This window comes from Marinomonas lutimaris (genome assembly GCF_019426345.1).
In the GTDB taxonomy this organism is placed as follows: Bacteria; Pseudomonadota; Gammaproteobacteria; order Pseudomonadales; family Marinomonadaceae; genus Marinomonas; species Marinomonas lutimaris.
In genome coordinates, this window is sequence record NZ_JAHLLW010000021.1 from 1 (window position 1) to 20,130 (window position 20,130).

16 protein-coding genes and 1 pseudogene are annotated in these 20,130 nt (G+C 42.4%); 4 read left to right on the forward strand and 13 right to left on the reverse strand.

The features are described 5' to 3' along the window. Positions 1–777: 777 nt before the first annotated feature. Together umuC and umuD are read right to left on the reverse strand one after the other, a co-directional pair. The gene (gene umuC, locus KPL72_RS17960) at positions 778–2,049 is read right to left on the reverse strand and encodes a translesion error-prone DNA polymerase V subunit UmuC (protein WP_219703963.1); all 1,272 of its coding nucleotides are present in this window, start codon (positions 2,047–2,049) and stop codon (positions 778–780) included. Continuing rightward, a complete protein-coding gene (gene umuD, locus KPL72_RS17965; RefSeq protein ID WP_219703964.1) occupies positions 2,049–2,495 on the reverse strand; it encodes a translesion error-prone DNA polymerase V autoproteolytic subunit in 447 nt (148 codons plus the stop codon). The genes umuC and umuD overlap by 1 nt, the downstream gene beginning before the upstream one ends. A 522-nt stretch (positions 2,496–3,017) precedes the next feature. Between umuD and KPL72_RS17970 the strand changes: the two are divergent. Then, a pseudogene (locus KPL72_RS17970) lies at positions 3,018–3,158 on the forward strand (transposase); the annotation flags it as partial. A gap of 69 nt (positions 3,159–3,227) precedes the next feature. Here KPL72_RS17970 and KPL72_RS17975 read toward each other — a convergent pair. Next, positions 3,228–3,680: an Lrp/AsnC family transcriptional regulator gene (locus KPL72_RS17975; RefSeq protein ID WP_182674547.1), complete on the reverse strand. Its 453-nt coding sequence runs from the start codon at positions 3,678–3,680 to the stop codon at positions 3,228–3,230. A gap of 127 nt (positions 3,681–3,807) precedes the next feature. Between KPL72_RS17975 and KPL72_RS17980 the strand changes: the two genes are divergently transcribed. Together KPL72_RS17980 and panB are read left to right on the forward strand one after the other, a co-directional pair. Further along, positions 3,808–4,431 (forward strand): LysE family translocator, encoded by a 624-nt coding sequence (locus KPL72_RS17980; RefSeq protein WP_219703965.1) that lies wholly within the window; start codon positions 3,808–3,810, stop codon positions 4,429–4,431. A gap of 9 nt (positions 4,432–4,440) precedes the next feature. Beyond that, positions 4,441–5,286 (forward strand): 3-methyl-2-oxobutanoate hydroxymethyltransferase, encoded by an 846-nt coding sequence (panB, locus tag KPL72_RS17985; RefSeq protein ID WP_219703966.1) that lies wholly within the window; start codon positions 4,441–4,443, stop codon positions 5,284–5,286. Between the two features lie 1,351 nt (positions 5,287–6,637). Here panB and KPL72_RS17990 read toward each other — a convergent pair. Then, the gene (locus tag KPL72_RS17990) at positions 6,638–7,075 is read right to left on the reverse strand and encodes an antitoxin Xre/MbcA/ParS toxin-binding domain-containing protein (RefSeq protein ID WP_219703967.1); all 438 of its coding nucleotides are present in this window, start codon (positions 7,073–7,075) and stop codon (positions 6,638–6,640) included. Between the two features lie 54 nt (positions 7,076–7,129). Further along, positions 7,130–7,282 (reverse strand): hypothetical protein, encoded by a 153-nt coding sequence (locus KPL72_RS17995; RefSeq protein ID WP_219703968.1) that lies wholly within the window; start codon positions 7,280–7,282, stop codon positions 7,130–7,132. Positions 7,283–7,504: 222 nt separating this feature from the next. On the opposite strand from KPL72_RS17995, the gene KPL72_RS18000 reads away from it, so the two are divergent. Continuing rightward, positions 7,505–7,864 carry a hypothetical protein gene (locus KPL72_RS18000; protein WP_219703969.1) on the forward strand — a complete coding sequence of 120 codons (360 nt, stop codon included), beginning with the start codon at positions 7,505–7,507 and terminating at the stop codon, positions 7,862–7,864. A 194-nt stretch (positions 7,865–8,058) separates the two neighbouring features. Here KPL72_RS18000 and KPL72_RS18005 read toward each other — a convergent pair whose 3' ends face one another. The 8 genes from KPL72_RS18005 to ssb all read right to left on the reverse strand — a co-directional run bounded on the left by KPL72_RS18005 (position 8,059) and on the right by ssb (position 20,105). Beyond that, positions 8,059–11,049: an AAA family ATPase gene (locus KPL72_RS18005; protein ID WP_219703970.1), complete on the reverse strand. Its 2,991-nt coding sequence runs from the start codon at positions 11,047–11,049 to the stop codon at positions 8,059–8,061. Then, the gene (locus KPL72_RS18010; protein ID WP_219703971.1) at positions 11,046–11,639 is read right to left on the reverse strand and encodes an ABC-three component system middle component 1; all 594 of its coding nucleotides are present in this window, start codon (positions 11,637–11,639) and stop codon (positions 11,046–11,048) included. Before KPL72_RS18010 ends, KPL72_RS18005 begins: the two co-directional genes overlap by 4 nt. Position 11,640: 1 nt before the next feature. Further along, entirely contained in the window at positions 11,641–13,548 is a 1,908-nt protein-coding gene (locus tag KPL72_RS18015) for an ABC-three component system protein (RefSeq protein WP_219703972.1), read from the reverse strand. Positions 13,549–13,678: 130 nt separating this feature from the next. Next, positions 13,679–14,083, reverse strand: coding sequence for a hypothetical protein (locus tag KPL72_RS18020; protein WP_219703973.1), 405 nt, complete (start codon positions 14,081–14,083; stop codon positions 13,679–13,681). Beyond that, positions 14,083–16,332, reverse strand: a complete 2,250-nt coding sequence (locus KPL72_RS18025; protein ID WP_219703974.1) for a hypothetical protein — start codon at positions 16,330–16,332, stop codon at positions 14,083–14,085. Before KPL72_RS18025 ends, KPL72_RS18020 begins: the two co-directional genes overlap by 1 nt. Beyond that, the gene (locus KPL72_RS18030) at positions 16,325–17,866 is read right to left on the reverse strand and encodes a site-specific integrase (protein ID WP_219703975.1); all 1,542 of its coding nucleotides are present in this window, start codon (positions 17,864–17,866) and stop codon (positions 16,325–16,327) included. Before KPL72_RS18030 ends, KPL72_RS18025 begins: the two co-directional genes overlap by 8 nt. A 12-nt stretch (positions 17,867–17,878) precedes the next feature. Further along, positions 17,879–19,186 (reverse strand): tyrosine-type recombinase/integrase, encoded by a 1,308-nt coding sequence (locus KPL72_RS18035; protein ID WP_219703976.1) that lies wholly within the window; start codon positions 19,184–19,186, stop codon positions 17,879–17,881. 175 nt (positions 19,187–19,361) lie between these two features. Continuing rightward, entirely contained in the window at positions 19,362–20,105 is a 744-nt protein-coding gene (gene ssb, locus KPL72_RS18040; RefSeq protein ID WP_219703977.1) for a single-stranded DNA-binding protein, read from the reverse strand. Positions 20,106–20,130 lie beyond the last annotated feature (25 nt).

A 20,130-nucleotide genomic window follows, 5' to 3' on the forward strand; every position in this document is an offset into this window, starting at 1 on the left:
CCTCTTTTTTTCTTATAATAGTACTATTAAAAGTACGGTCTGGACTTCCCAGACTTTACTAGACACTTGTGGTCTGTATGAGTATCTAAAAAAAACCACTAAAAAATGACTCATCCATCTTCAAGTACACCAATTATATGCAATTATATTTTTTCTTATAAATTATATGTTTTCTTATAATTGGCTACTTTCCTCTAGAGGTATGACATAAAACAACAAAGCCTCACCTTCTAAAAATTAATCATATAATTGATTTTTAAGGTTTTTTATTAAAACTGAGTTGTGGGTTCTTATAGCAACCCAATGCTTTGAGCATAAAACTATTTACACTCAATCAATAAGGCTTCACAAGTTAGAAGACATTGAAAATTCCACTGTCGATTGCTACCGGCACCCCAGACAGTTTCCAGCTATACTACATACCAACAATCAATGGTATTTTAGTTGATAGATGACAACCTCAATCAAGTATTCAAGCATATTTGAAGTAATTGCTGCCAATGAGGAGGAAGCACTGAGCCTAAAGGCTCAAGCAGAGATTCCAAGTTGAAACCATAATACCATCTAGAATAACTCTTGCCTGTTCATCAGATAAGTCCCAACGCTCCTGTGGACATTGTTACAATAGCTATAAGTCAACCGTTGCTATTATCTTGTCTGCTGGCACATTAGTGGCATTTTCTTTAGTACCTTTATCATTCATGGAACACTTCTCAATCAATCATTATAGTTTGAACTTTTGAACTAATAGCCCATTTCTATTTTCTACATTTTGGTTCAAAAAACCTTTGGTAACTCATCCCATCTAGTAGTGTAGGCTGGCGATAGATGTTCTCTTTTCATTGACCACTGAGGTGACACACCTTGCGAGGCGAAGAAGACGTTGCCGAGGCCGCTGTGGTTGATTTTGTCCACGACGTTCATTAAGGCTTTTGAGTTGATTTTTGTGTTGTCGGCTCGGAATAAATCTTGTTGGAATGCACCATGTTCATAGAAGTCGGCGAGCATTACGCCGCCTTTGGCGTAGCGATAACCTGCACGATAGATACGGCGAAACAGCACGTCGGCCACTTCTAATAAGTCTCGCGTGTCGTCTGTTGGGTTGGGGAGTTCTGCAGACAGGGTTTTCGAGTACTGCGGTTCGTTTGGAATGAACGGACTGGTACGAACGAACACACTCACCACACGGCAAAGGCGTTTTTCCCCGCGTAGTTTCTCGGCCGCTCTGGTTGTGTACTTGGCGATGGCTTCCCGTAGTTCTTGCTTGTCTGTCACCTTGTGACCAAATGACCGACTGCAAATGATTTGCTGCTTTGTTGGCCTGACTAATTCCAGATCCAAACACGACACCCCATTCAACTCTCGAATCGTTCGCTCCAACACCACAGAAAACTCGCTTCGAATCGATTTAGGATCAGCATTTGCTAGATCTAACGCGGTATGAATTCCCCTCGCCTTTAGCTTTGCCGTGGTACGACGGCCAACACCCCACACATCACTGACATCAACAATTGCCAATAAACGCTTTTGTCTGTCTGGGTCCATCAAATCTACCACCGAACCCGTGGCTGGGTACTTCTTCGCTGCGTGGTTAGCCAACTTCGCCAGCGTCTTGGTTGGCGCGATGCCCACGCCTACCGTAATGCCTGTCCATTGATCGACCTTGGCTTTTACTCGTTTGCCAAACTCCAGCAAATCGGTCACGTGATCCACACCGGTTAAATCCATAAAGGCTTCATCAATGGAATACACTTCCAGACGTGGCGCTTCCTCTTCTAATATCGTCATCACCCGATTCGACAAATCCGCGTACAGTGCATAGTTCGACGAAAAACACACAATACCGTGCTTTCTTATCTCGTCCTGAACCTGAAACATCGGCACACCCATCTTAATACCTAGCGCCTTTACCTCTTTGGAACGCGCGACAATACAGCCATCGTTATTCGACAACACCGCAACAGGCGTGTGCTTTAAATCTGGCCGGAACAACTTCTCGCAACTGGCGTAAAAGTTATTGCAATCGACCAAGGCAAAAACCGTCTTCATCAACCGCGCTCGTACTTACGAACCACACCCGTTACCACGCCGAAGATTTCCAGCTCAGACTCTTCGGTAATATGAATCGCTTTGTAGGCTTTGTTCTTCGGACGAAGTAACACATTGGGCTTCAGCTCCAACGTCTTCACCGTCATTTCCCCATGAATACAAGCAATCACAATATCCCCATGGCGCGCGGTTAACGACCGATCGACCACCAATACATCACCCGAATAAATGCCCACCTCGATCATCGAATCACCCTGAGCACGCACATAAAACGTCGCGTTCGGATGAGCGACACAGAACTCATTTAAGTCTAACGATTTTTCAACAAAGTCCTGAGCGGGCGAAGGAAAACCCGCCGATACCGAATCCACATAAAGCGGGATTCGCACACTATTGGCCGCGATAAACGCTGCCGACTCAGACACACCAAGATAAGTCACACGCATGATCAACACCAGAATACTGTACATATATACAGTATAGTTTTAAGCAGCGTGAATGACCACGTGAATTTTTTTAAGAGATATGATTTCCGATTTTACGACCAGAAATGAGGGGCCAAAGAGAGTTTTTCATCTGCCCCCAAATATCTACTATGTAGGAAACTGGGTCCATACCAATGAGCTAAAGCTCGAATTGTTATTTTAGATAATTTGCTAGTTTTGATATACAAAAGTAATAGGCGGCAAGAATCAAGGCCAGCCAGCCCCCCCCGCGATTCTCCATTAGATTTTTGAAATGTCGATATCCCGATACTCTAATGCGAAACAGTTATCTTGAGAGATAAAAGCTTCTCGCAGAGTTACTTTGGGCTCATGGCTTTCTCTGTTGGAATTTATGGTGTTAGCTATATTTGCTATTAGCTTTCTCTTATCATCAGGGAAGTCGCACCCTAGCGTAATACTGGACTTCCCAGACTTTACTAGACACCCATTAACGTTAAAATCTAGTTAATCAAGAGGTGTTTTATGAAGTCCAAACGTTACCCCGAAGAATTTAAAAGAGAAGCGGTTAAGCAAGTGACTGAACGTGGTTATTCTGTTGCTGACGTCGCTCAACGACTCGATACGACGACTCACAGTCTATATGCCTGGATCAAAAAGTTTGGAGAGCCACAGCCTAAGCCTTCATAAGTTACACGCATATTTCTAATAAAATCACCGGGAAATTTATGATGGCTACATGGGCAGTGGCTTGTCAGTCACAACCTCTTTCATCACAATAGTCGATGTTAGCCTTTTGACATAAGGTAGAGCCGAAAGCACAGAATCATACAATGCTTGGAAAGCATGGAGATCCTTCTCAACAATATGAAGTAGATAATCAGGTTCCCCAAATAAACGCTGTGCCTGAATTACTTGTGGAATACATCTAACTTCATTCTCAAATTTCGCAACAGCCATGTTATCTCCTTCCTTCATGGTTACAAATACCAGGGCAGAAAACCCTAAGCCGATGCGCGAAGCATTGAGTTGGGCTTTATACCCAGCAATAGCACCTGAGTCTTCCAACGTCTTTAAGCGCCGATGGCAAGGTGACACACTTAACCCTACACGCTCTGCTAAATCTGTGACTGACAATCGCCCGTCTATTTGCAACTCAGCAAGAATTTTCTTATCTAGACCATCCATTTGAAAATATTTCCCAATTTCAACGTAATTTCAGCAAAATATTGAAAGCACATTCTAACGAATACGACATACCATTCACAGTACATACACTTTAAAATTTCACATTCGTTTGGAATATATAAACAAAATGGCAATCAATCTGTTAATCGCGTTCTGGACTGTATCCATACTGTTCGTTATTACCCCAGGTGTTGACTGGGCTTATGCAATCTCTGCTGGTATGAAAGGGCGAGTTGTTGTGCCAGCCGTAACAGGTTTAATACTGGGGCATTTCATTGCAACCTTGATTGTTGCAGCCGGTGTTGGTGTCATTGTGTCGAGTATGCCTTTAGCAATGACCACGTTAACCCTCATCGGAGCAAGTTATCTGATGTGGATTGGGGTACAGCTCTCTAAGAATCCACCAAAGCCAGACGGCAACTCAGCATTGGAGCAACATTCTTGGTGGCGCTGGTTGACAAAAGGGACATGCGTCAGTGGTTTGAACCCGAAAGTGTTTCTGCTCTTTTTAGCTCTACTTCCTCAATTTACCGATCCGACGTCTGATTGGTCGATTTCCACTCAAATCGTCACATTAGGATTGATCCACATTATCAGCTGCACCATTGTTTACCTGATCGTGGGGTACTCCGCTCAGTTTATTCTTTCAACACGACCAAAAGCCGCATTGATGGTTGGTCGGGTTTCCGGTGTGCTCATGATTTTCATCGCACTGGGTTTACTCGCCGAACAAGCAACTTTATTTATCTAGGAGTTTTTTATGTATACAGGACACTTATCCCCTTATGGCAACGGTAATATCATTGATAAAGTTAGCAAAGTACGAATACCTCATTTGCAGCAGCTAAAAATTGAAGGGAAAAAATGGGCCATGTTGACTGCTTATGACATGTTCAGTGCCCAAATTTTTGAAGAAGCCGGGATCCCAGTCTTACTTATTGGTGATTCGGCATCTAATAACGTCTTAGGCAACAGTACTTCTCTGCCCATCACGGTTGATGAAATGTTACCGATGGTTAGGGCGGTCAGTCATTCAACTAAGAAACCGTTGATTATTGCTGACTTACCCTTCGGATCATACCAAGCCTCGGCTGAGCAGTGTTTCCATACAGCGGTAAGGTTTATGAAAGAAGGTGGCGCACACGCAGTTAAAATTGAAGGAAATTTGTCGATCTTACCTCAAGTAGAAAAACTTGCGCTCTCTGGGATCCCCGTCATGGCTCATATTGGTTTTACCCCTCAGTCAGAACACCAACTGGGTGGCTATAAAATTCAAGGTAAAGGTGACAGCGCAGATAAATTAGTTGAAGCAGCAAAAACATTTGAGAAAGCAGGTGCATTTGCACTCCTAGTTGAAATGGTTCCAAGCGACGTAGCAACCCGTATAACACAAGCGGTTTCGATACCGACAGTTGGTATTGGTGCAGGTTCAGGCTGTGATGCTCAAGTCCTTGTGTGGCAAGATATGGCTGGCATGAGAACTCAAGGTTTACCTCGATTTGTAAAGCAATATGCTGATATGCGGTCTATTTTATCCAATGCGGCTAAAGCTTATAGAGAAGACGTGGAACAAGGCACTTTTCCAGATAAAGAACACTCATTTTAAAGATCGTTTTGAAACTCGTTATCTATTTTTGATTAACAAGGTACTAACAGATTTATGCATTACTAAAATTTGGGCATCTTAAGGTCACTAGTCTCAACAATCTGGAACCCACCGACTCAGAATGGGGCATAAACGTTTTAGAAAAGGCAGAGTACCTATGTGATCGCTGCCATTTCAGTATAAAACTTTAATACTCAGTATGAATCTTTAATACTCAGTATGAATCTTTAATACTTAGTATCAAACTGATTACTCTCTCACAACAAGAGATCAAACCTTGTAAGTTTGTTCAGGCTTATCGGTTGGTTGATCTTTGATTAGTTTCACGGCATAACAGAAGGCGTTCGTGTCTGAAGGCCAAAAAATAAAAATTTTGAGACACGGTAATTCGTTTTACTAAGCGATATCTTAGTACGAAAATACAGAAACAAAAGGTGCTTATCGTGACGAAATTACCTACAAACTCACCAACTGACTTTTGCGTAGCCTTTATAGAAAGGGAACTTGAAGATAACCGAGAGAAAAAGATTTGGATGAGCCGCTGGCCACTTATGCAACGGATGTGTCGTGAAGTTACTTCGGCCATAACATCATCTAAGCATTCTTGCTTTAGATATTGGATAAAGTAATAAAACCCTAGATACCATCCATTCTCATGGGACTGCCAACAGTAATCTAAAAAAGTTAGCTTCGAAAATTCTTGTTTTTTAATCCAATTGATTATCAATTTATCATCAATATTGCTCATGTCATCCATTCTTTAAATCACTCGTATTATTAAGATTATGAACAACTAACGGTGTCAGGTCTCGCCTTTTGTTTAATTTGTAGAGTTACTAACAATCTTCAGTCCATCTTTGAGCCAGCTAGCTCATAGCTGACCAGAAATGAGCTTCAGCGGATGGTCAAAAAGTCATAAATACCTAGCGAGAAGTGAGCTGTGCTAGCGTCAGGAGTGGCTTTATTATTTTACTTTTCCACCATTCATCTAAATTCCCTTTTGGTAGAGTGTTGGTTTCTCACAGTGAAGTCATCGCATTGCAAGTCTTTAAGGCCAAGAAAGCGTACGCACTATTCTAAATGGTGTGTACGCTATAAAGATTTTCTGTAAGTATTGGTATAAAAAGGATAGAACTCACTCACACGCGAATACACATAGTTTTTACTATATACTCTCTTTAACGTGCTTTCTTATCTCGTCTTGGACCTGAAACATCGCCCTCCCCATCTTAATGCCCAGCGCCTTCACTTCTTTGGAATGCGCGACATTGCAACCATCGTTATTAGACAACACAGCAATTGCAGATCAAACGTCGAAGAAGTAAACATTTTTGATGAGACAATCGCTTCATTAAACATACTCCCCAAATTCCATTCTTCGAAGCGCTTGACGCACAACTTCGCGGCCAGCATGCGAATCAAGCATGCTCACTGGAGTTTCTCCTCCAAAGGCTGGAATAGACGAATGCATCCATTCCTTCGCCAAATCTAATGATTCATAGATTTTTGCAGCCTGAATATAAACTCGCAGTAGGTCAATTAAATTATCCGTTGCAGTAGAAGATAAGCGTTTAGTTTGATAACTCTTACTTAAATTTGAAGTGGTGCCGATTGACCGAGCAATTAACTCTTTTTCCCCTATAAAATCCGTAATCGCCTTCAATTGATCACCACTAACTCTTGATCGAACGATCGACAGACAACCAGTTGGCGACATGATATCGACACCAGAAAATAGATCATTAATAGAATCAAGTGAAAATTTATTCCTAATTCCAAGCGGTTTCATGGGCTATCCATCAGCTATTGTTTTGATGATATTGAATACTCTAGATCACAGACTTTAATAAAATTGAGACTCCAAATAGTCTTGCAGCTCTTCAATTCTTTCTGCTATCAGATGCTGCTTCTCTAAAGGAATTTTAGAAAGATCCTCAAAAGTGATCGATTTAACAGTAAAAAACAGTTCTAGAAGAAAATCATTTTGGGTAGTCATTTTTCAATCCTTGAATAAATTATCAACAATAGCAATTGCCCTTCCGTGGGCTTTATCTACCTTTTCGGTAGGTTTATGTTCATCGTTGCGGAATTTTACTTCCAGTCCTAATCTCAGCTGCCCATGCGGCAGTACACAAAAAATACTTTAAAAAATAGTTATAACTTACAATAATGTAAACCAATTTTATAAAAAACATCTAATTTCTTTGGTTATTTCTAGATGTCTACTCTTAATGGGTGTCTAGTAAAGCTTGGGAACTCCAAATGGATCATCAATATCGCCATGATCAGCGAAGGGACGGACATACCAAGGTTGCAAGTTTGCTGTAGTCTTACCGAGGTCACCACTGAGCTTTACTTCCGTCAGATTCTTGGTCGAATACTTCGGGTGACCGGACATAAAAAAGATTTAGCTTACATGCGTATACTGGCTAAGCCAAACCTAGTGGAGTTTGTAGAGCGACTAAATAAAGCGATCCTTGGTGCATACAATTACTATAAACTAGAGAAATTATTAGAAGACTTAATCCCTGCCAATATGCACCAATTAACCAAAGTGCTGGAGACTCCGAAAAATTAGAAATATAGTCAAATATATGCTCCTTAGGTTTTATTAAAAACACAGAAAGTCCTACACAACCTCTAACTTCAGATTTAGCAATGACAGCTTTCAACGCTATTAATAAGTTTATCTGTTGTTAGCATATACGCATTAGAGTTCACATCTAGTTTTTACAGATAGGCCTCATAGATTTTACAACACATTCAAACAGGCTAACCTTTACTGGGCCATGGGCTTTCAGAGACGGTGACACCGTCAGGAGTTGGTACGAGAGACAATATACGAGCTTCGATCCCATCATTTTGCAGCTTGCGCATGAAGTAACGCGCTTGCAGGGCGTCATGAGTTGCAATCACAACCTGAAAGCCGTGATCGACGACGTAATCACGAAGCACATCAAATACCGATGAAGCATGCACCAAGTCATGGTGCTGAGTTGGATCGTCTAGAAGTAGACACCGCCAAGAAGACCACTGATGATCAAGTGCCATTGACAGCAGGAAAGTCAACTGCAGATCCGTCAGCTGTGCCTCACTAGCTATCGAAGGTACAGGGACAGCCGCTCCATTTAGTGGAACAGATACTCCAGCATGCACCTTCTTATAAGAGCTACGAAAGTCTAGATTTGCATCGCTAAAGCGCCACTCTCTAACCACTCGTTTCAATAGCGCCTGCCAACGCGGAACTACAGCTAACACATGTTTTTGGACATTTTCGATTTCGCTGGATAGGTGCTGATTAAACGTATCTATCGCTTCAGATAGCAGCAACAGTTTCTTTTTACTCAGTTGTTCTTCTTCTATCAGCTGTTGCAGTTTAATAGTAAACTCATCCTCCGACAACTCGCCACGCCGACGATCTAGGACACCTTGAGCCAAGCTCACCTGCTCCAACTTTTTCCAACCACCAATCTCAATTTTGATGGTTTGGAGCATTTCTGTGTGTCGAACCAACTCGGTAACTGAGGACTGCAACTCAGACTCTCGATTATTAACAACTTCGGCAACTGGGTCTCCTAAGAACGATAGTTGACGCCATGAAGCTCGGATGGTAGCAAGTCGCGATTGTGCATCGGATAGCTTTGTTTCCAGATTTGAGACTCTATTCGCTGAGTCATTAAATTGAGCCTGCTGCCGATCAAAGGCAGATTGCTCGGCCGCTATATTAGCAGTCAGAGCATTGATCTGCTTGGCATTTTGACTACGATCTAGAGACAACTCTTCAACCGATTTGGTTGCAGGAGTGTCTGCATCAATTACTGCCAATGCTATGAACGCTTGCTCAAGCCTGCTACTTGCCTCTGACCGACTTTGCCTTGCTGAGTTCAATACACTAATTGCCGATTCGTAGGCAAGCTTGGTCCTATCACAAATATCTTGAGCTAATGGGAAAGGAAGATTTTGCAGCTTCTCGTCAAGCTGGAGCATTGCTGATGCATTTACATCTTCGCGGCGCCTGATCGACTCTTCTGCGACAGAGACGGTATCACCGCCGAGTAGAGTATTACTTTTGAAATCCCTAATATCTGCCTCTAAAGCCTCATACTGGGATTTCAACTCAACAACCTTTTCCTTGCATGCCTTCAACTCTGCTTCGGCAAGTCCTACCGCTTCTTTGCATTCACGCAAAGCATCAGTTGCTTTCTTGATGCGCAGTTCTGCATGGACAACATTTGGATCGATAGCCTCTAAAGCCTTTTTTATACGCTCATGAAGTTTTTCTGCCCCGTGCTCTTCGCCACATAGGGGGCAGTCACCTTGATTATTCGGCAAGTGAGCCGCGATGGATGCAACAGCTTGTCTTATAGAATCAGCAGCAGAGTTCAAAAACTCATAATGGCTTTTCGCATCTAACTCCTCAGTTTCAGCGGATACCTTTGACGAAATCGCGACGCTAAGGCGCTCTTGAAATACTTTTTCTTTCTTCTCTTCATCCTTGATCAAACTCTTAATATCATCAGCTCGCTGCAGCGACTGCTTCCAGCTTTCCATGAGTTGATTCGCGGTAATGAGGTCTACACTTATTTGCACCAAGCTCTTGCGTTGCTTGTTAATAAGGTCATGTTGGATACCAAGTTGCTCGTTGGCCTCATGCTCTACACGCAAACAAGATGCCTCAGATTCAGCGCTATTCAATTTATTATCAGCAATATCTAATAGCTTCTTGTTCTGATCAACAGTCTCTTTGGCTTTTGTTTTATTTATATGCTGATTTAGCTGTTGAGTGATAGTATTACGCTCACTCTCTGCATCGACCAACTCCAACTGAAGCTTTTCATGACTAGCAGCCAATTTATCCCGATCCTGTTTCTTCTGCACAAGATCCTGCCTAGCACTCACAAGCTCGTTACTAAGTAACTCTGAACGTGCTTGTTCAGAAATAAACTTGTCGATAAGCCCATCAACCTCAGCCAGCGCCGCGATCTGCTCACGAAGTCGATCGAGTTTTGTTTCTACCAATTGCTCAAGCGAGACAAGAGCCGTCTCTAGGCCTCCCTGGCTCGGGGACGACTCCAATAAGCCTGGGGGTAAAAGCTCGAAACTCTGAGCCTTGTGTGCGATGTCCGCAATAGATTTAGCGATAATATCTTTACTTCGAAGTACACCTTGAGACTGAGAGTCTGCCAAATCCCGCTCCAAAACTAGGCTTTGCCATTCACCAAATTCTGCTTCGAGAGTCGTGAGTGTACTCTTAGCTTGTTTTAGCTGCTCTGCAACTGCGCGTCGAATACTTCCAAGAGCTGAGCTAACTTGATCGCCATCTTTTCCGATCGGCAACCGAGCCAGCTGTGAGCCTGCAACCTTAGAATCAGCCTTTACTAACCACTCTCCTTCACGTTGATCAAGTAAATGGGTAAGCCTCAGCAAAAATGGAATATCTTCAGAGGGTATGTCCGGAAAAAGAGAACTAAGGTCACCTTCTCTTTGAACATCACCATTGCTGCTTACTTGAGCAGAAGCTTGTACATCACCAAAATTGAGACTCACCCGAGCCATCGTTTGAGAATCTCGAATGATGGGAGAAAGATTTCCACCAAGTCGAGAAATTTTACCGGTAAGTCCAAATTCGATGGCTTCAAAAATTGCGGTCTTTCCTGTGCCATTAGGAGCTAACAATATGGTTGCACCGCTACCAAGTTCAAGCGTGATGTCGTTACCAAACCTACGGATATTAGAAAGTGTAATGGATTCTAAATTTTTCATTTTGAACTCTCATCATCAAGTACCAAAGCCTTCAAATCTTCAGCAATTTCGCTGCCCGCCCTTCCAGATAAAAGTAACTCTCGCCACATATTAGAATCAACCCAAGAATGCGCCTTAACAAGAGCATTCAAAGAAACTAATAATGGATCGTTAATATTCTCTGAACTACTAGCAGGCGAAAGAGGTGCCAAAAAACCTCGGTTGAGAAATGAGTCAACATCCTCCCCTTCCCTTACCACTATTTTTCTACAGAAGCGATCATCTGTCTCAAGCCGCGCAGCGTCTTCTGACTCAATTCCCTCAATCAACATGAACATATAAAGGTCGGCTGTTTGTGGCTCAGCAAGATTGTCACGGACGTCCGCCGCCCACCTAAATGAGTCTTTTATTTTTTCCAAATCATAGGGAAAAGCTACGATCAACACAGTTTTCCAGCCCGCACCGTCCCGATTGATTCGCCTAAGCTGTAGCGTCTTAGAGTCGACCTCGATCGACGTCTGCACCAAATCAAAAGTCTGTAGCAAGGAAACTTCATAGCGACCTATAGCGCGAAGTGAGATGGCTTCAACCATTGTTTGAATTGTTAACATTTCATAGTCCTTTTGTATTTGCCTCAATAGCTGACTCACGAGCAAGCTGCCGATCTTGCCATTGCTTATTAAAATATTGTCGCACAGAGGCCAAATCCCCATTACGCAGATAATTAAATATTCCAGAACGGGTGACAAGCAGGAGTGGCTGGCGCTCAGCAGCCATACTGGTAGCCGCTTCGACGTCATCAGCCATCCCTATGTCCAACAGCGCTGAAGGAGAAGCACTCACGCCTGAGAGGATTACTACTGGAGCAGGAGACGCTCCGATGACTGCCATCAAATTGTCGTCAGATAACTCACGGACTTCTGATACACTCCCTGCGGGGCCAGACCAGTATTTAAGAGCGATACTCAACACCTGCCCACAATTGGGAAAAGAATTCCAGTCAGCGCCACTTCCACCAATCCCCACTGCAACGAGCAACAAGACTTCAACAGCGGATACTAATAGACCCACTGTACGAGGACCAAGGCGAAATGCGTGTTCCACATTTTTCCCTTCCGTTTCTGGGTACAGAAGCTGCTCCAGAAACTTTCGACGACTCTCGGGATTATTAACGAATCCGGTCATCCATGTCTGCCAAAGCATTTCCATTTCATTTGCGAGAGCTGGATCTTTAATTAAAGCAAATTTTTCGTAAACACCTTGAGCAAGCATTTGCCACATAAATTCATCCATAGCATTGGCAAGCGCATCAGCCTCCGATCGAGCAGCACTTTGCGTACTAAACTCGTGACTCAACGAGCAAACAAGAGGCTCAGAGTTTTCTATCCAATGGAGGTTACTAAGGTCGTTCTCAGCGCAACCAAGAGTGTGTCCGACTTCATTCCCGACACTGACTCTCCATGCAGTTTCGCCTAGGATCAAACTCTGACTACCATTAGGTAAGTGCAAAGCCATGCGCATTATTGCTGATGGAAGAGTGAGATTTGCCCCGAAAGAGGATGTGTATGGCGCGTATATTCTGAGTTTTCGATTTCTAGACTCACTACTCCACATGTGCTCAACAACTCCCTGCCCAGACCTAGGAGTCAGACTACCAAGGTCATAAGTCCCAGCTAACGACCATGATTTGCCGGTCAACAGAGGTTCATCACTTAACATATACTGAACCCAGGTATCTATATCAGGACGAAGTTCGTGCTTAAGTGCTCTTACTACCGCATGACAGCTTAAAGCAGACACATCAGATGTCTCGCTAGTGATGTAGGTTATCAGAGATTTAAGAGCCTTTTCAGGGTCAGTAAAGTACCGACTGAGAGATTCAGCAGAGCGTTGCTCTAAAGCGGTGTCATTGCCTACACAAACAATGGTGACTCGGCGCAAAGTGTCCCTAATTTCACTCCAATCGTTGAAACCACACCAAGTTTTGAGCCATAGATATGTTCGTTCAGTAGGGCCATCCTTGCGGTTGGCAAGATCAACTAGATCAAGCCCATCCAGACGACACAATTTGCACAACGCATCCAAATGGTCGACTGTCAGGTTTTTTTTAATTTTCAGATGAGCACCAACAAGGGTCAGCTGAAAATTGCGATTGGGTCGGGAATTAAAAGTACCTAAACGGGCATGTTTAGCCAGACTTGAGAATGCTGAGTCTATGACTGAGTCAGCGGGGGCTTTGCTGGCAGCCCCCTCTTTGGGTGCTTTGACTTTGTGTTTTGTCTTATCCGGATTTTTGTTGCAGAAATCAGTGGTCTGACGTTTGACTTGTAGATGCTCAATTAAGTCTGAAGAGTGGAGGATTACCACATCATCCCACTCCTCAATCCCCCCCTTTTCTGCACCTATTGAAAGTGGAGCATGTCTGCCACTCAAGAATTTATCGATCATATCCGACAAGCGTTGAGCGATCACCAACTTCTCGTAATGAGACTTCTGCTCCAGTCGGAACCTTCTGATCATCCTGATATCCTTTATTATATTTTCTAGCCCCCCCCAACGTTGAGGGTGAAAGCTGTATGGTATATGAAGTTTACTTCTACCGTGCAAATTAGATTAACACGCCAAGGACAGACCTAAAGAGTTACTCAACTTACATGTCTTTCCTAGGCAAGCTCTCAGACAACTGCTCAGGCGTAATCCCAAAACGATAAGCGTTATAAAGCCAAACATGGAATTGTTCTAATAACTTATTGTTCTCACGCTCTAGTCTCTCAATTTTTCGCTGTTGGCTCTCGATACGCTCTGCAGCAACTTTAAGGCTTGGTGGGAGCTTAGGTTTATTGAAAACAGTTTGACCAGAAACGATCTCTTTAACTTCTTTAAATGCCTTCTTAATTCTGTTTTGCTTTTGCAGTGTCTGCCTTGTTGTCTTGAAGCCATAAGCATGCTCGACAGCTTCTACAAGCCTATCCCATGAGAGTTTCGAGTCCGTAGGCCAGTCATCTAAAATATCAGTAATATTAGAAATGTCTTTATCTGTCAGGTGCTTAGCCATTAACTTTCATCCTCCAACATATAATCTAGGCCTTCAAGACTATCAAGGTCATCAAAAGCACTTTCATCAGGGGTATGATTACTATTTTGGCCAATTAGGTGATCAAGTGTCACTGTCTGAATTCGCTTGAAATTGGTAATCTTCGGGAGGCGCTTCACACCATTTGCGATCATGGCTCTATCAAGCTGTGTAATGTCTTCTACATTACTCAATTTGATTAAGGACCCGTTCTCTATGTCGGGGCTCTCCATAAGCGTCAGCAGTTGTTCAAGGCGCTCTGCTGTGATTTTTCTGCGCTGATACCACTGCTCTGCTCCTTGAACTTTATCATCGACTGCTTTTTTATCTTTTTGCAGAACCTTTTTTTCAAGCTCAAGTCGTCTCCTAATACGATCGCACTTATCATCATCACCCTTTATACAAACGTGCTCATTACAATTAATGCAATCTTTGAACTTTGTACAAGGCTCACTTAAATACGACGTAACACACATTCCAAACTCAGTGGTGTGAGTGGTTAAACTTGCCTTAGTGTTAAGCTCCTGAATAGTGCGAGGGTTAGCAACTTGAACTTGAATCTGTATTTTTGTGTTTTGATCCCGTAAGGCTAGTTCTTTCTCACGATCTTCAATAAAATCGGCACCGTACTCTTCTGAAGTCGTATGATTATAGTAACGATTATGCTTCGGATCAGATCTCTGAGCCCATTTTGCACGTAGCTCTCCATCCATACCATTTACAGCAGCCATAGTATCCAGCATATGCCGCAATTGATGCGATGTCAGAGATAAGTCTCCGTATTCCCATCGTTGAAAGACTGATAAATCATTAAAAGCTAGCCCACCAGTTGATCGATTTATTTTTTTACTTGGCGCTAAATCTTCATTTAAAGTGTTAATTGTCGGAATAAAAAGCTCTGTATAAAGGGTATTTTTTTTAGCATCAAGTGAATTTTTAAAGCCTGCATACAATGCATCCGACCATTTTAATTTCACATTCCCCTCTCCCTTCTTAAAGGAAATATATGGAAAACCTTCAGGTAAATCACGTCGGATAATTTTGTTCAAATCATGAAGATTCACCTGATAATCTGAGCGTTCTATTCCTTTCCGTCTTAACAACTGATTTCGACTTGTTCTCATTTGATTTCTATCTTCATAACTCGACAGGTCTAAGCCTAGAGCCAACGCTGCCTCATCCATGGTGAGCATCGTATCATCTGCAACATCAGGACAGAGATGGTGACGAGGAAAACTAGGCGAGTTTTCCAATGCCTTTGCGAAATTGCGAGCATCTTCAGATAAGGCTTTGAGCCTTTCTACAGCTGTAGTTACCACTTCTAACATGACAGTTGGCAGCCACTTATTTTCGTGCCCGTAACTTTTACCTGAATACCACCGTAACCCTTTTAAAGTCACCTTTTCTTCAAAATCGTTTATTAGCTGGCCTTTATCCTCTTCTACACACCATTTTTTAAGCTGCTCTATGTCTTTCTCTGACAACCCTAATGCTAAAGCTCTCGATGATTTCATTTTTTCTTCATGCAAACAATTAGCGCTCAAATATAGAGGTTCTGACCCACGAGCTGGTGCACTTAATAACAATGTCATTGTTGATACAGTAAATACATCACGAGGACTTAGGTCTTCATTTTTTGAAGCACTTATTTCAGCTAGCGCAATAAGGGCCCGCTCATCCGGCATTTTACTTTGTCTGCGCTTATCACCTTCATCTCCAGTAGCGTTCTCAGCGGGCTTGTTGATTGGACTTTTCCACATAAATCTAGCGATCATCTTATGATCTATTAGAAAAACAAGGAGATTTTTTAGACCTCTACCTGCTTGATATGCGGCTCCAGCGCCAATAGAGCCACGAATAACTTCAGCAGCCAAATCAAATTCAGTGGACGTTAAACTAGTAACGTCAACTCGGCCGTACAGTTTAACGCACGCTGCATTAATCGCCTTCAGTGCATAAAGTTTTACACTCAATCCAGCTTTAGTACTAACACCATAAGTCACATAAGCTTTTGCAAAAGGTAGCAATGAATCATCAAATACATTTGCAGGGTCTCGATCTTGGTTAGATACACCAAAGTTTGTGAAGTTACCAACACCTTGCCAATGATTGCTTTCATAGCTGTACTTATCATTCAACTGAGGTAATTTCTGGGCTAGCTCAATAAAATCTCGAAGGTTTTTTCCATATTCCAATTCATGACGAGGAGTAAATGTATAAACATTAGTCATTTTTCTTCTCCTCACATAGCTTGATAACCTGACATACAGCTACAATCGCTCTGTCATTAATACTAACTAGGGTCATATCTTTATTTGTAATATCAATTAAACTTTTTCTTTCTTCCATCAACCATTGCAAAACTAGATGATGTGGTGCACCAACCCATGGGCGAAACTTCGTACACAAATAACATGCAATAGGAGCATAGTCTTGGCAAAATGCGCTTGACCCGCATGACCCAACATCACAGTCTTTCTCACGCAAAGGTATACGAGTCGCTCCAAAAACCTCCTCATTTGCTTCACTTTCATCCTTGATGATTCTTCCGGCAAAAGCGGATGCATATCGTGCCAGCGGCTGGTTCATTATTTTTGAAATTTCAACTGCATACTCAGGTACATTTGCAACATAGACGTCTGTGTGTTGAGTGTCGGAATGATCTAATAATGTGGCAATAACTTGTTTACCAGCGCTTTCGATAGCAGCACGAGTGCCTATGGTATAACGAAAACGATATGGATTAATTTTAATCAACTGCCCTGTACGCTCAGAAATAACACCAAGAGACGATACTGCTGATACCAACCGACTACTTAAAGTTTGAGTTTTCAAATGAGAAACCTCGGTCTTTAAATAATCCAGTAAATAGCTTCCCAATGGCTTCTCTAACAATTCGTTGTATAAATTCCTACCGACAAATAGGGGCAACTCATTACGCTCCAGTAGAGTCAACTTACGCCCCAAAGAAGCCTGAATACTAAGAACAGTATTACTTATATGTTTTTCAACAATTTGACCAACATAATTTAACAGACCAAAGGCCTTAAACTCACTTCGAAAAAGCTGTCCTCCTTGTTTAATTCTAGGAATTTTAACAACATAGATAGGAGTCCCTATGTGCTTTGAGCTCATAGAAAAGTCCTTCACTTTCAGTGAACATATCTGATCAGGACGCCTGCCTGTAGCCTTAAAAAGTGATATGAGAGCGTAACCCTCCACGGAAAGCTTACCTTCAGCAAACTTTTGAGCCGCACGCATACCAATTGCTTCAAATTCTAAAGCACTAAACGGTCCGTTTTCAGGGTCAAGAGACAAAACAGGAACCCCCCTCACACCCGCTGATAGAGACCATTGATCAAAGAGCTTATAAATACCGTCGTCAATAGTTCCGCTTAAGCCTAAATATTGCATCTGACGAACAAATGTTCTAACTGTAGCGAGATTCGGTTCTCCAGCTTTAGACAGAAAGAGTTTCATTTTTTGAAAACCTAGTACTGAAAACTCATCAAGTTCACTTATATCCATATATTTTTTAATATTTTCAGCAAAACTTTGGACATATTTAGGTGAGTAATTTTCTGCGAAGTACAAAAATGTCTTGCGAATATCCACGGCTAAAGGTCTGTTAAACCGCTCGAGAAAGCTTAAGTTAATGGTAATGTTTCTATTCAATACCCATTTATCTTGATTAAAGTCAAATTCAAACCCCCTCAAAGAAACATAAAGAGACTCATCATTTTGATCTAATTGTTGTAACTCCATACTTAACATCTCTTACCAGTCAATATCGTCATCATAAGCACCAACAATTGAATTAATTTTAGTACTATCTTTTTCTTGTAGCTCTAACCCAACCTCAAATGCCCGCTTATCGTCATGTCTCTTACTATATGTTTTTGCCATTCTTGAGCCTTCACTCCAACCCATTAACTTCTGGCGATCACTCTCAGACTTAGATTCAGAAGTTTTGCCTTCCGCAATACGTTTATCTGCATGAGCGCTAAATTTGTCATTCCAAGCATGACGAAATGCGTGTGGATGTACCCGAAAACCTACGACTTCAGAAATTTCACGGCATAACTTATTAACAGCAGCAGATGAAAGTGCTCTAGGTTGAGAGCCACGATGGTGATGAGTAACAAATAAATAAGGAATCCGCTCTGCTCCATTCACGTTACTACGATGATTTATTAGGTAGTTGTCGTACATATCGGCTAATCGCTTATCCATTGGTACAAGACGCCCTAGAGTTTTTCCCTCAGGTCTGTCCAATCGTTCGTCGTATTGATCGACTTCTGAGCGAACCTTGACATAGCGCAGCCCGTTATTAGGGTTGGTTTTAATATCCTCTGTACGCACTTTCAATAGCTCTCCTCGACGAAAGCCGATAGCTTCAAGCATATTAATAATGAGTTGGTTTCTAAATCGAAGCGATTCATTTTTCCAAGGATTTTGGGGAGAGTCAGGACGAACAACATCTAAGACTCTTAAAACTTGCGGAGAGGTTAGAGATTTATAGCTTTCATCATGATCCCAGGAGTGGCCTTTTGGGCTGTACTTTCTTGGTCGAAGTTGCTGTAATTTTTGTTCTGTCGTTGATTTTTTGGATGGAAAAAATTCCTGCTCTAACCATCCAACGTACTTAGAGAATGTTGTTAGCCTGTTATAGGCTGTAGAAGACTCAATGTCGTCTCGATGATTAATGACTAATGTTGCCCTAGCCGTTTCTAACTTATTTTTGCGGGGAGATAAAACTATGATGTTTTTTGCTTTGTTGACCGCCACATGCTCGCGAAACGCTTTCACTGTACTTTTAGCCCATTTGGCAATGGTTTCCATTTCCTTCTTTTTTAGAAAGTCTCCGCTCCTACACCTTTCAACTAAATCAATATTGAGAAAACTACAAATTTCATAAAAGTATCGTAGGTGCTCAAAAGCGATGTAACAGGTATTGCTAGCATCAGATTTATTTCGATGATGTAAAGTCACAAACAAATTGGGATATGGCATAGGCAAGCCATCGCTACTCAATAAGACTGAATAGTTCTCACCACCTGACATCTTAATTCTTTCAATCTTCACACATCGATCCCCAAACGAGACAAAACATAACAAAAAAAACAAGGTACATCATAACCAAAAAAAGAGTAAAAAAAAAGTTTACAGAAATATTGAAATTCATCTGTAAACTTTTTATAAGGCACTGATTCTATTAGTTAAAAACCATAACTTAACAAAAACATATCTCTAGTAACCGTCAGAACGGGATATCATCGTCAAAATCATCAAAGTTTGGCGCTTGTTGAGGCTTTGGCTCAGGCGCTGGTGCGCGTTGAGGAGCTGGCTGTGGAGCACGCTGCTGTGGTGCTGCTTGAGCCGGAGCTTGCTGTGGCGCATTACCCCAGCTTCCAAATGACTGAGGCTGAGCCGCTTGCGGTGCAGGCTGATGCGCTGGTTGCGCTGGCGCTTGGTAGCCACCTTGAGGTTGATTGAAACCACCTTGAGGTGCATGCTGCTGTGGAGCTTGTTGCGCAGGCGCTTGACCGTACCCACCTTGTTGAGGAGCAGCTGACTGTTGCGGCGCACTGCCATAGCCACCGCCTTGACCACCTTGCATTGAGTCGTAACCACCACCTTGTTGCCCTGCGTTATCGCCACGGCCATCCAGCAATTGCATTTCGTTCGCCACAATTTCAGTTGTGTAGCGTTTAATACCATCTTTTTCCCACTCACGAGTACGCAATGAACCTTCTACGTATACTTTAGAGCCTTTCTTAATAAAGTCGCCTGCGATTTGACCAAGACGGAAATTACCACGATCCATAAAAGCCACACGGTGCCATTCCGTACGCTCTTGCATTTGACCAGTTTGCTTGTCACGCCAGCTTTCTGTTGTTGCCAAGTTAACGTTTGCAACCGCTGCGCCAGATGGCATGAAACGCACTTCGGCATCGTTGCCTGCGTTACCTATCAAGATTACTTTGTTTATTCCACGTGCCATGACGTTCTTCTCCAACTAAAAGATA